Below are 11,531 nucleotides of genomic sequence, written 5' to 3'. Positions count from 1 at the left end.
CAGATTGCAGCCGATGGTTGCAGCCAAGCTCGGTTCGCGGAGGGGCGGGCGGTCGAGCGTTAGGGCTTCTTCGCCTCCGGAACGGCGGGCGCGTCGGTGCGCTCGATCTTGGCGCCCTCGCGCAGCTTCAGGATCAGGTCCTGCTGCGCCTTGCGGGTGATGTACTGATCGACCTGCTCCTTCATCTCCGCGAAGGTCGGCACCGGCTTGGTGCGCTTCTCCTCGACCTTGATCACGTGCCAGCCGAACTGGGTCTTGATCGGGTCGGAGACCTGGCCGGCAGTCATCTTGAAGGCGGCCTCCGCGAAGGGGGCGACCATGCGCTCACGCGTGAACCAGCCGAGATCGCCGCCCTCGGTCTTCGAACCAGGGTCCTTTGAGGCCTCGGCGGCGACCTTGGCGAAATCCTCGCCGCCCTTGATGCGCGCGGCGATCGCCTTGGCCTCGGGCTCGGCCTCCACGAGGATATGGCGGGCGTGGACCTCCTCCTCCGGCTTCATCGCCGTGACGGTCTGGTCGTAGAGGGCCTTGGCGGCCTCGGGCGTCACCGCCTTTTTAGCCTCGCGCTCGAGGTATTCGTCGAGCAGCAGCTTGTCCTTGAAGTAGGCGAGCTTGCGCTGGAAATCGGGCGTCTCGCCGATCTTGGCGGCGGTCGCCGCCTGGGCGCCGACCTTCAGGTCGACCATGTAGTCGACCAGCAGCCCCTTCTTCTGGTCCTCATCGACGCCCGGCAGCGACAGGGCCGGGTCGTCGCCCGCCACCGCGAGGTCGCCCGCCGTGATGGGCGCGCCGTTGACCTTGGCCACCACGGTGTCGGGAGCGACGGCCGGCGACGCCGTCTGAGCGCCGGCCGGCAGGACCGTGCTGAGCGCAAGCGCGCCCGCGAGCCAGAGGTGGGAAGGCTTGACCATGGCAGATGCGTCCTTGGAAGCGTCGCCCGCATGCCGCCGGCTCATCTCTGCCGGACGGCGCGGGGCATTGCGAGGGGCGGCGAGGGCGCCGCGGCGTTTCATGCAGAGGCGCCGCGGCGTTTCATGCCGACACAGGTGGCGCGGGCCGCGCCCGATGGCAAGCCCGCCATCGCGGCGCCAGCGAAGCCGCGCGAATTCGAGGGTTCGCGTCGACGGCTCCTTAACGCCTGGCCTCCTACCCTGTCGCCGCGTGGCCGACATCGAGGCGGAGTGAGTGGGATGCGGGCGATGGTGAGGGCGGTGGTGATCCTCGGGGCGATGGTTCTGGCCGTGACGTCCGCTCAGGATGCCGAAGCACGTGGACGCCGCGGCGGCGGCGCTCGCAGTGGCGGCGTCGGAGTCGGGGTGGGTGTCGGAGTCGGGTATTCCTCGTCGGCCCGAAGCGAGGAATCGTCCACGCGGAGAGCCGCCATGGCGGGGACGGCTCCGGTGGCATCGGACCCGGCGTTCCTGCGCCCGATCCTGCCGGTCCGGGTACCGGTGCAGGAGGCGGCGCCGACGCGCTCGGCCTCGGCGGGCTGCGCCAGCGGCCGCCTCGTCGGTCAGGGCGCCGGCTTCTGCCAGCTCAACTGACCGCCTGACCCTATCGGCCTTCGCGACGCTTTCATCGGCCCGCGATCAGAATACGTTGGCGGCCTCGGCGAGCATCGCGCCAGAGGCCGTTTTGGCGCGTCCCGATCCCGCAATCCTGAATCGGGTCGGGTTGGCGCACACCCTTGTCTGATGCACGTGCGGATATTTACCTCTATAAGCCCGGCCCAACAGACCGTTCAGACACTTTCGATCGACCGCAGGTTCACGATGCTCGGCGCCCTTGCTAAGAAGATTTTCGGCTCGTCCAACGACCGGCGCGTCAAGGGCTATCGTCCCCGCGTGGCCGAGATCAATGCGCTGGAGCCCGAGATCGCAGCCCTGTCGGACGAGGCGCTGCGCGCCCGCACCGACATGTTGAAGGCCGAACTCGCCGCCGGCAAGACCCTCGACGACATCCTCGTCCCCGCCTTCGCCACGGTGCGCGAAGGTGCCAAGCGCGTGCTCGGCCAGCGCCATTTCGACGTGCAGATGATCGGCGGCATCGTGCTGCACGAGAGCGGCATCGCCGAGATGAAGACCGGCGAGGGCAAAACCCTGGTGGCGACCCTCCCGGTCTACCTCAACGCCTTGTCGGGCAAGGGCGTCCACGTCGTCACCGTCAACGACTACCTCGCCTCGCGCGACGCCGAGTGGATGGGCCGGGTCTACCGCTTCCTGGGCCTCAGCGTCGGCACCATCGTGCACGGCCTCGACGACGAGCAGCGCAAGGCCGCCTATGCGTGCGACATCACCTACGGCACCAACAACGAGTTCGGCTTCGATTATCTTCGCGACAACATGAAGTACGAGCTCAGCCAGCTCTCGCAGCGCGGGCACAACTTCGCGATCGTCGACGAGGTCGACTCGATCCTGATCGACGAGGCGCGCACCCCGCTCATCATCTCCGGTCCCGTCGACGACCGTTCGGAGCTCTACGTCTCGGTGGACGCGCTGATGCCTCATCTCGAGCGGGAGCATTACGACCTCGACGAGAAGCAGCGCACGGTCTCGCTCACCGAGAGCGGCAACGAGTTCATCGAGGACCTCCTGCGCGGAGCGGATCTGCTGAAAGAGGGCGACCTCTACGACGCCCACAACGTCACCCTGGTCCACCACGTCAACCAGGCGCTTCGCGCCAACACCCTGTTCACCCTCGACAAGGACTACATCGTCAAGAACGACGAGGTGGTGATCATCGACGAGTTCACCGGCCGCATGATGCAGGGCCGGCGCTACTCCGAAGGTCTGCACCAGGCCCTGGAGGCCAAGGAGCGGGTGACGATCCAGCCCGAGAACCAGACGCTCGCCTCAATCACCTTCCAGAACTACTTCCGGCTCTACAAGAACCTCGCCGGCATGACCGGCACGGCGTCCACCGAGGCCGACGAGTTCGCCGAGATCTACAAGCTCGAGGTCGTCGACATCCCGACCAACAAGCCGGTCGAGCGCGTCGACGAGGACGACGAGGTCTACCGGACGGTGGCCGAGAAATACGACGGCATCATCGCCGAGATCGAGAAGGCGCATGCGCGCCACCAGCCGATCCTGGTCGGCACCGGCTCCATCGAGAAGTCGGAGCATCTCGCCGACCTCCTGCGCAAGGCAGGCTTCAAGGCCCTGGACTATTCGGACCCCAACGCGCTCACTGACGTCTATGCCGCCGCCCGCGAGGGACGGGTAACCAAGACCTTCGCGGTGCTCAACGCCCGCTTCCACGAGCAGGAGGCCTACATCGTCGCCGAGGCCGGCGTGCCGGGCGCCATCACCATCGCGACGAACATGGCCGGGCGCGGCACCGACATCAAGCTCGGCGGCAACCTCGAGATGCGCATCAGCAAGGAGCTCGCCGACGTGCCGGAGGGGCCGGAGCGCGAGGCCAGGATCGCGGCGATCAAGGCCGAGATCGAGGAGTACCGCGCCATGGTCCTGGCATCGGGCGAACCGGCCGACCCCGAGGCCGGCCGCAAGAAGGCCCTGCCCGGCGGCCTCTACATCATCGGCACCGAGCGCCACGAATCGCGCCGCATCGACAACCAGCTCCGCGGCCGCTCCGGCCGGCAGGGCGATCCCGGCCGCTCGAAATTCTACCTCTCGCTCCAGGACGACCTCATGCGGATCTTCGGATCCGACCGGATGGACGGGATGCTGACGCGTCTCGGCCTGGAGCAGGGCGAGGCGATCATCCACCCGTGGATCAACAAGGCCATCGAGAAGGCGCAGCAGAAGGTCGAGGCGCGCAACTTCGACATGCGCAAGAACGTGCTCAAGTACGACAACGTCATGAACGACCAGCGCAAGGTCGTGTTCGAGCAGCGTCGCGACTTCATGGGCCAGGAGAGCGTGCGCGACACCGCGGACGAGATGCGCCACGGCGTCATCGACGATTTCGTGGCGGTCCACATGCCCGAGAACGCCTATGCCGAGCAATGGGACGTGGAGGGCTTGCGCGAGCGGGTCACCAGCATCCTCAACCTCGACGCGCCGGTGGAGGAGTGGGCCAAGGAAGAGGGCATCGCCGACGAGGAGATGCGCGAGCGCCTGCGCAAGGCCTCCGACGAGGCCTACGCGGCGCGCGTCGAGAAGAACACGCCCGAAGTCATGAACTACGTCGAGAAGCAGGTCCTGCTCCAGACCCTCGACCATCTCTGGCGCGAGCACCTCGTCACCCTCGACCACCTGCGCCAGGTGATCGGCTGGCGCAGCTTCGCCCAGCGCGACCCCCTCAACGAGTACAAGTCGGAGGCGTTCGAACTCTTTAACGGCCTCGTCGCATCGTTGCGCGAGCAGGTGACCCAGCAGCTCTCGCGCATCGAAATCATGTACGACCAGCAGGAGGAGCCGGCCGACAACCCCTTCGCCTCTCCTGCCCTGCCGCCGATGTTCGCCCAGCATCTCGATCCCGTCACCGGCGAGAACGAGATGGATTACGCGCGCTCCGAGTTCGGCGCCGCACCGGCTCGGATCGCGTCGGGCGACACCGCCTTGCTCGAGCGCGACCCCGACGATTCCGAGACCTGGGGCCGGGTCGGGCGCAACGAGCCCTGCCCATGCGGATCGGGCAAGAAGTACAAGCACTGCCACGGCCGCTTCTCGGCCTGACGCGGGTGGCGGACATCGCCTACGGCGTCGAGCCGGGTCTCTCCGTCGAGGAGTTCCGCCGCGTGCTGGTGGACTCGCGCCTCGCCGAGCGCCGGCCCGCCGACGACCTCGACCGGCTCGCGCGGATGCTGGCGGGGGCCGATCTCGTCGTCACCGCGCGCCGGGGCGGAGACCTCGTCGGGGTGGCGCGCACGCTCACCGACTTCACCTATTGCGCCTACGTCTCGGACCTCGCGGTGAGCCGGGACGCACAGGGCCTCGGGATCGGCCAGGGCCTGCTGGCGGCGACGCGGGCCGCGGTGGGGCCGCAGGTCTCGGTGCTGCTCACCGCGGCGCCGGGGGCGATCTCCTTCTACGAGCGCATCGGCATGCCGCGGGTCCCCGACGCCTTCCGCTATCCCGCCGAAGCCTGAAGCGCTGGTTCAGGCGGCGGCACCCGGTGCGAGGGTGCGGATCGCCCGGATGACGGCCGACGCCCGGTAGGGCTTGGTGAAGAACAGGCTGCCCTCGATGAGGCGCGGCGGCGTCGTCGTGAACCCGGTCGCGTAGATGACCGGCAGGCCCGGCCGCAGCGCCCGGGCGGCTTCCGCCAATTGCCAGCCGTCCATCGCGCCGGGCAGCCGTATATCGGTGAACAGCAGGTCGACGCCCAATCCTTCCTTGAGGAGATCCATCGCGATCTCGGCACTGGCCGCCGGCGTGACCTCGAAACCCGCATCCTCGAGATCTGCCGTGATCACCTCGAGCAGCAGTGACTCGTCCTCGACCATCAGCACCCGTGGTGCGGCGGCGTCGCTCATGGATGTCACCTCAGGCATATCGCGGCATCGGGAAGGGTTGCGGCATGGGCCGCTCCGGCATTGCGGGAGTCGCGCGCGGTTCGGGCGCGGATACCGCGTCCTGGCGCGGCAGGTAGAGGCGGACGGTGGTGCCATGGCCGACGCGGCTGTCGATCTCGGCATGCCCGTCGGATTGCTTGGCGAAGCCGAAGACCTGGCTGAGGCCGAGGCCGGTGCCCTCCCCCACCGCCTTGGTGGTGAAGAAGGGCTCGAAGGCGCGCTGCGCCACAACGTCCGGCATGCCGCACCCGGTATCGACGACCTCGATGGCGATGTAGTCCGCCGGGCGAAGGCCCGGCAGGCCGCTGGCCTTGGCGGCAGGGACGTTGCGGGTGCGGATCGTCAGAACGCCGCCCGAACTCATCGCGTCCCGGGCGTTGACCGCGAGATTGAGCAGGACGGCTTCGAGCTGATTGGAATCGGCATTCACGGTCCAGAGATCGGGCGCCAGGTCCAGGGTCGGCTGGGTGATCGGGCTCAGCGCGCCGCGCAGCAGTTCCGAAAGGTCGCCGATCAGATGGTTCGGGTCGATCCGGGTCGGCTGGAGCGGCTGGCGGCGGGCGAAGGCCAGCATCTTCTGAACGAGGCCGGCGGCCCGCTCGGCGCCCGTCATGGCATTCTCGATGTACCGGGTGGCTTTGGCATCCTCGGGAAGGTTGCGTGCGATCCGGTCGAGGTTGGCGATCACGACGCCGAGCAGGTTGTTGAAATCGTGGGCGACGCCGCCGGTCAGGGCGCCGATCGCCTCCATCTTCTGGGTCTGGCGCAGCATCTCCTCGGCCCGGTCGCGTTCGGCATTGGCCTGGCGCAAGGCCTCCAGCGCGGCGTCGCGTTCGGCGATGCGAGCCCGCAGCTCGACATTGGCATGCCGCAGCGTCTCCGGTGACGGCATGGCGAGGGCCTTGGGCAGGAGCGGCCACAACGCCACGGCCGTCGCCAAGGAGATCACGGCCGTGAAGGCCTTCACGAGGGCCTCGGCCGCGTAATCGGGGATCCACAACGTCCAGATCGAGAAGAAATGCGTCGTCCCGCAGGCGAGGATGAACGCCGCGAAGGCCCAGAACATCCAGCCGAAGACGATGTCGCGACGGCGCGTTACGAACACGCCGAGCGCCACGGGAATCGAGAAATAAGCGAGCCCGATCACGAGATCGGAGACCACGTGGGTCCAGATCAACTCGGGCCGCCAGAGCAGACAGATCCCGTGGGGCGCGAGGCTGCTCCGGTCGAGGAAGCTCCCGAGAAAATCCAGCATGACAGGTCTCGGTCTCGGGTGATCTCGGCGCCGATCGGCCCGGCGCTTGACGATGACGACTGGTCGAAGGCCGTCACGCCCGGCGTCGGAGCGCCGTTGTCATGATGCTGACATTGATCGCCATTAAATAACAAATTGTGGGCAAGACAGTTTTCGCGAATCTGTCGCCGGATTGCACGCAGTCCGTGCTTCACATCTCGCTGGATCAGGCTCGCGCGGGTCCGTAACGGCACAGCCCTCCACGGCGTGCCCGACGGAGGCCGGATGTTCCGGATCTCAGGACGATGAGGCCTCTCGAAACCGTGATCCCCGCCGGGGGCCTGCGAACTGGAAACGGCTGCTGCGATGGCCGAGCCGCTAGCGGCACTCCTCCCGGGCCCGCTTCATCGCATCACTGAAGCCGGCCAGCCCATACTCGTCGCTGGTGGCGCTTCCCCGCATCGACGTGGCCTTGACGATGAGCTTGGGCGTGCGGTTCATCTCGGCAACGACACGGGATTCTTCGCCGGGATTCTGCAGCCAGGCGTTCCCGTCCTTCACCACGAGGCCGTAGCGGACAGCGCCGAGATTCAGGGTCGGGTCGGCGGGTGCCGGAGTCGAAGCCGCTTGCCCGGGAGGCTTCGTCTGGCTGTCGGCGGGCTTGACCGGGAAGCCCAGCATGACCGCGACCTCGTTCTGGACGTTCTCGCCCTTGCGGACGGTGACGAAGAGGTAGGCCGTGTCGCGCTTGAGGGTCTTGGGCGTGCGGAGCTGTGGCTGGGCGATGGCGTAGCAGACGCGGGTCTTGCCCTGTCCCGAGGCGAAGACGTTCCAGTCGCCGAAGATGGCGACCGGCGTGGCCTGCTGCATGCCGGGTGCGGGCTTGGGGACCTTCGTGGAATCCTTGGCCGCGTTCCGGTCGCGACGCCCGCGCCTCTTCGGCTGCTCGGCGTCGGTGGCCTCGGCCGCGTTCGGCGCCGTCTGGGCCTGGGCGACCGGCATCACGAGCCCCGGGAGGCCGTGGGGCACAAAGCCCGACAGGATCAGGGTCGAGACTCCGAGGAGGCAGCGACGGGAGACAGGCGACATCGTTGGGGTCCTATGGGCGTCGTCGGGCCTTTGCGGGGCGTCTGTCCGCTCGGCACGATGCCGGACCGCCGGGGTCATGAGGACGAAACGTCTGCCGCGACCGTCCCTGATGCGGGCCGGTCGCGGCAGACGTTTTACCCGTCGGTCCCTTTTCGGCAAGCTTTGCGCGATCACGCCTTCGCCGGACATCTCGTGGCGAGGCCCGCGCGAACGCCCCCGTCAGCCGGCGTGCTGCTCGGACGCGAAGGCCGGCGGATGGGGAATCGCGGCCAGAGACGGGAAATCGGCGACGGGCGGTTCGTCCTCCGCCGGCAGGCCGTCGGTCCCCGCGAGCGCGTCGACGCGCAGGAGGCGGCGCGGCACCGGGTCGTTGTAGGGGGTGTTGTAGCATTTCGCGATCGACGCCCAGAACGCGTCGCGCGCGGCCGCATCGAGCCGTGTGAGGACGGCGTCGATCTGAACGATGGCTTCGGCAGCCAGGGTGGGGACGTCTTCCGGCCGTGTCCAACTCTCGACGGGCATGTCGCGGTCTCCGAGGTGCTGGGCTCTCATCTAACGGGCGAAACCTAGCTAGGCCGTGAACGCTGGCGTCGATCAACGGCCGAGATGACAGACAAGTTTCACGCCGTTTGCGCATCGAGCGCCGCGAGCCACTGCGTCGCCTGCGCGCGCACGTTGTCGGGGGCGGTGCCGCCGTAGCTGGTGCGGCTCGACACCGAGTTCTCGACGCCGAGCACCGCATAGACCGCCTGAGAGATGCGCGGCTCGGCCTCCTGCATCTCGGCGAGCGACAGCGCCTCCAGCCCGACTCCCTTGGCGGAGGCCGCACCCACCAGCCGGCCGGTGACGTGGTGCGCCTCGCGGAACGGCAGGCCGAGCTCGCGCACCAGCCAGTCGGCGAGATCGGTGGCCGTGGCGTAGCCCGAGCCCGCCGCGCGGGCGAGGACCTCGGCGTTGGGTTCGAGGTCGCGCACCATGCCGGTCATGGCGGCGAGACACAGGGACAGCGCCTGGAGCGCATCGAAGGTGCCCTCCTTGTCCTCCTGCATGTCCTTCGAATAGGCGAGCGGCAGCCCCTTCATCACGATGAGGAGGCCGGTGAGCGCACCGATCACCCGGCCGGATTTGGCGCGCACCAGCTCGGCCGCATCGGGATTGCGCTTCTGCGGCATGATCGACGAGCCGGTGGTGTAGCCGTCCGACAGCCTGACGAAATCGAACTGCGCCGAGGTCCAGACCACCAACTCCTCGGCGAAGCGCGAGAGGTGGACGGCGCAGATCGAGGCGGCGGCGAGGGATTCGAGGGCGAAATCGCGGTCGGCGACGGAATCGAGGGAGTTGGCGGTCGGACGGTCGAAGCCCAGCGCCTGCGCCGTCGCGTGCCGGTCAATCGAGAAGGAGGTGCCGGCCAGAGCCGCGGCCCCGAGCGGGCACTCGTTGAGCCGGCGCCTCGCATCCCCGAACCGGCCGCGGTCGCGCGCCAGCATCTCGACATAGGCGAGGCAATGGTGGCCGAAGGTGACGGGCTGGGCCGATTGCAGGTGAGTGAAGCCCGGCATCACGGTGCCGGCATGGGCGAGCGCTTTTTCCGCGAGCGCCCGCTGCAGGCCGGCGGCCTGGGCGTCGAGGCCGTCGAGGGTGTCGCGCACCCACAGCTTCATGTCGGTGGCGACCTGGTCGTTGCGCGAGCGCGCCGTGTGGAGGCGACCCGCCGCCGGGCCGACGATCTCGGTCAGCCGGCTCTCCACCGACATGTGGATGTCCTCGAGTTCGCGGCGGAAGACGAATGTGCCGCCCTCGATTTCGTCGGCGATGGCCTTGAGCCCGGCCTCGATCGCGGCCACATCGGTCCCGGGCAGGATCCCGGCCCGTCCCAGCATCGCCACATGCGCCAGCGAGCCGCGGATGTCCTGGGGCGCCAGGCGCTTGTCGAACCCGATGGAGGCGTTGATCTCCTCCATGATCTCGGCGGGGCCGCTCGCGAAGCGCCCGCCCCACATCCGGTTGCTCATGCTCTCACAGATCCTTCCATCCGCTCTCAGCCCTGGCACGCAACGATGATGCCCCTGCGCAAGGCGACGCTCGCCGCCGGCATCGGTCTCGTAGCGGCGCTTGCCGCGGGTCTCGCCCTATACGGGAGCGGGACGACGGGCGGCAACAGCGGCCCCTGCGCCTCGGCGGGACCCACCATCGGTCGGCTGGCGCCGCTGGCCCGCGGCGAGGTCGCAGCGCTCCAGGTCGGCGAGACACCGCGCCCGGCGCCGGCCTTCGCCTTCAAGGGGCCGGACGGCGCCGAGACCAGCCTGGCCGGAATGACCGGCCGTCTCCTCCTGGTGAACCTGTGGGCGACCTGGTGCGCCCCGTGCAAGGCGGAGATGCCGGCCCTCGACCGGCTCCAGGCCGCCTTCGACCCCAAGGAATTTCACGTGGTCGCCATCAACCTCGACACGCGCAACCTCGACCGGCCGCCGCTCTGGCTCAAGGAGAACGCCATCGACACGCTGGCCTACTACGCAGACTCCACCGGCCGCGTGCTGCCGGTGCTGCAGAAGGAGACCGGCTCGCTCGGCCTGCCCACCACCTTCCTCGTCGACGGCAAAGGCTGCATGCTCGGCGTGATGAAGGGTCCGGCCGACTGGGGCAGCGAGGATGCCAAGCGCTTGATCGGCGCGGCTCTCGGGCGGTCATGAGGGCGCTACGCCCGCTCTCCGCCCTGCGCTCGCTCCTCACCAGCGAAGCCGCCGGCGGGCTCATCCTGATGGCCGCCGCGGCGGCCGCGCTGATCGTGGCGAACTCGCCCTTGTCCGGCGCCTACACGAAGGCGCTCCACGCCTATCTTGGGCCCTTGAGTGTCCTGCACTGGATCAACGACGGCCTGATGGCGGTGTTCTTCCTGCTCGTCGGCCTCGAGATCAAGCGCGAGGCGCTGGACGGGCGCCTGCGCACCTGGCCGGACCGGATCCTGCCCGGCCTTGCGGCGCTCGGCGGCATGGTGGTGCCGGCGCTGGTCTACGTCGCGTTCAATGCCGGCGGCGACACCCTGCGCGGCTGGGCGATCCCGGCCGCCACCGACATCGCCTTCGCGCTCGGCGTCCTCGCCCTGCTCGGGCGGCGCGTCCCCGTCTCGCTCAAGATCTTCCTCAGCGCCGTGGCGATCGTAGACGACCTCGGGGCCGTAGTGATCATCGCGCTGTTCTACACGAGCGGGCTCGATCCAGTGATGCTGACGGGCGCCGCTCTGATCCTCGCCGCGCTCGTCGGCCTGAACCGGGCCGGGGTGACGAGGCTGACGCCTTATCTCCTCCTCGGGCTCGTGCTGTGGGTCCTCGTGCTGCGCTCAGGCATCCACGCCACCGTCGCGGGTGTGCTTCTGGCTCTGACCATTCCGATCCGGCCGAGCCCGGGCAGGCCCGAGGACGCGACCTCGCCGCTACACAGGCTCGAACACGGTCTCGGGCCGCTCGTCGCCTACGCGATCGTGCCGGTCTTCGGCTTCGCCAATGCCGGCGTCACCCTCATCGGCCTGCCGCGGGAGGCCGCCCTGGCCCCGGTCACCCTGGGGGTGGCGTTCGGCCTGTTCCTCGGCAAGCAAATCGGGATCTTCGCCGCCGTCGTCCTCGCGGCCGCCACGGGCGTCGCCCAGCGGCCGTCGGGGGCGAGCTGGGCGCAGGTCTACGGCGTCGCCGTGCTCTGCGGCATCGGCTTCACCATGAGCCTGTTCATCGG

General features: G+C 68.8%; 11 protein-coding genes. 5 read left to right on the top strand and 6 right to left on the bottom strand.

The features are described from left to right. Window positions 1-59 precede the first annotated feature (59 nt). Window positions 60-911 (bottom strand): peptidylprolyl isomerase, encoded by an 852-nt coding sequence (locus tag ACFE7U_RS09975; RefSeq protein WP_375409564.1) that lies wholly within the window; start codon window positions 909-911, stop codon window positions 60-62. Window positions 912-1,382: 471 nt separating this feature from the next. On the opposite strand from ACFE7U_RS09975, the gene ACFE7U_RS09970 reads away from it, so the two are divergent. The 3 genes from ACFE7U_RS09970 (at window position 1,383) to ACFE7U_RS09960 (ending at window position 5,056) form a co-directional block, all read left to right on the top strand. After that, window positions 1,383-1,544 (top strand): hypothetical protein, encoded by a 162-nt coding sequence (locus ACFE7U_RS09970; RefSeq protein ID WP_375409563.1) that lies wholly within the window; start codon window positions 1,383-1,385, stop codon window positions 1,542-1,544. Between the two features lie 228 nt (window positions 1,545-1,772). Further along, window positions 1,773-4,643 carry a preprotein translocase subunit SecA gene (gene secA, locus ACFE7U_RS09965; RefSeq protein WP_375409562.1) on the top strand — a complete coding sequence of 957 codons (2,871 nt, stop codon included), beginning with the start codon at window positions 1,773-1,775 and terminating at the stop codon, window positions 4,641-4,643. After that, entirely contained in the window at window positions 4,592-5,056 is a 465-nt protein-coding gene (locus tag ACFE7U_RS09960; RefSeq protein ID WP_375409561.1) for a GNAT family N-acetyltransferase, read from the top strand. The genes secA and ACFE7U_RS09960 overlap by 52 nt, the downstream gene beginning before the upstream one ends. A 9-nt stretch (window positions 5,057-5,065) precedes the next feature. Here ACFE7U_RS09960 and ACFE7U_RS09955 read toward each other — a convergent pair whose 3' ends face one another. The 5 genes from ACFE7U_RS09955 to argH form a co-directional block, all read right to left on the bottom strand. After that, on the bottom strand, window positions 5,066-5,443 hold the full coding sequence (locus ACFE7U_RS09955) for a response regulator (RefSeq protein ID WP_375409560.1): 378 nt from the start codon (window positions 5,441-5,443) through the stop codon (window positions 5,066-5,068). Window positions 5,444-5,453: 10 nt separating this feature from the next. Beyond that, window positions 5,454-6,737: an ATP-binding protein gene (locus ACFE7U_RS09950; protein ID WP_375409559.1), complete on the bottom strand. Its 1,284-nt coding sequence runs from the start codon at window positions 6,735-6,737 to the stop codon at window positions 5,454-5,456. Between the two features lie 357 nt (window positions 6,738-7,094). Then, window positions 7,095-7,805 carry an invasion associated locus b family protein gene (locus ACFE7U_RS09945; RefSeq protein WP_375409558.1) on the bottom strand — a complete coding sequence of 237 codons (711 nt, stop codon included), beginning with the start codon at window positions 7,803-7,805 and terminating at the stop codon, window positions 7,095-7,097. A gap of 219 nt (window positions 7,806-8,024) precedes the next feature. Then, window positions 8,025-8,327 carry a hypothetical protein gene (locus ACFE7U_RS09940; RefSeq protein ID WP_375409557.1) on the bottom strand — a complete coding sequence of 101 codons (303 nt, stop codon included), beginning with the start codon at window positions 8,325-8,327 and terminating at the stop codon, window positions 8,025-8,027. A gap of 98 nt (window positions 8,328-8,425) precedes the next feature. After that, entirely contained in the window at window positions 8,426-9,817 is a 1,392-nt protein-coding gene (argH, locus tag ACFE7U_RS09935; RefSeq protein ID WP_375409556.1) for an argininosuccinate lyase, read from the bottom strand. A 48-nt stretch (window positions 9,818-9,865) separates the two neighbouring features. Here argH and ACFE7U_RS09930 point away from each other — a divergent pair, with 48 nt between their 5' ends. Together ACFE7U_RS09930 and nhaA are read left to right on the top strand one after the other, a co-directional pair. Next, window positions 9,866-10,495, top strand: a complete 630-nt coding sequence (locus tag ACFE7U_RS09930) for a TlpA family protein disulfide reductase (protein ID WP_375409566.1) — start codon at window positions 9,866-9,868, stop codon at window positions 10,493-10,495. Beyond that, on the top strand, window positions 10,492-11,531 hold a 1,040-nt coding region (gene nhaA / locus ACFE7U_RS09925), incomplete at its 3' end, for a Na+/H+ antiporter NhaA (RefSeq protein ID WP_375409555.1). The genes ACFE7U_RS09930 and nhaA, both read left to right, overlap by 4 nt.

It is taken from the genome of uncultured Methylobacterium sp. (assembly GCF_964251405.1).
In the GTDB taxonomy this organism is placed as follows: domain Bacteria; phylum Pseudomonadota; class Alphaproteobacteria; order Rhizobiales; family Beijerinckiaceae; genus Methylobacterium.
Note: the sequence above shows the minus strand (reverse complement) of the source record. Positions and strands in the feature narration are given on the sequence as shown.

Coding starts and splice junctions, on each gene's coding strand:
- ACFE7U_RS09940 (WP_375409557.1), bottom strand. CDS start 8,327: ATGCCCGTCGAGAGTTGGACACGGCCGGAAGACGTCCCCACCCTGGCT.
- ACFE7U_RS09950 (WP_375409559.1), bottom strand. CDS start 6,737: ATGCTGGATTTTCTCGGGAGCTTCCTCGACCGGAGCAGCCTCGCGCCC.
- ACFE7U_RS09945 (WP_375409558.1), bottom strand. CDS start 7,805: ATGTCGCCTGTCTCCCGTCGCTGCCTCCTCGGAGTCTCGACCCTGATC.
- ACFE7U_RS09970 (WP_375409563.1), top strand. CDS start 1,383: ATGGCGGGGACGGCTCCGGTGGCATCGGACCCGGCGTTCCTGCGCCCG.
- ACFE7U_RS09960 (WP_375409561.1), top strand. CDS start 4,592: ATGCGGATCGGGCAAGAAGTACAAGCACTGCCACGGCCGCTTCTCGGC.
- secA (WP_375409562.1), top strand. CDS start 1,773: ATGCTCGGCGCCCTTGCTAAGAAGATTTTCGGCTCGTCCAACGACCGG.
- ACFE7U_RS09930 (WP_375409566.1), top strand. CDS start 9,866: ATGCCCCTGCGCAAGGCGACGCTCGCCGCCGGCATCGGTCTCGTAGCG.
- ACFE7U_RS09975 (WP_375409564.1), bottom strand. CDS start 911: ATGGTCAAGCCTTCCCACCTCTGGCTCGCGGGCGCGCTTGCGCTCAGC.
- argH (WP_375409556.1), bottom strand. CDS start 9,817: ATGAGCAACCGGATGTGGGGCGGGCGCTTCGCGAGCGGCCCCGCCGAG.
- ACFE7U_RS09955 (WP_375409560.1), bottom strand. CDS start 5,443: ATGAGCGACGCCGCCGCACCACGGGTGCTGATGGTCGAGGACGAGTCA.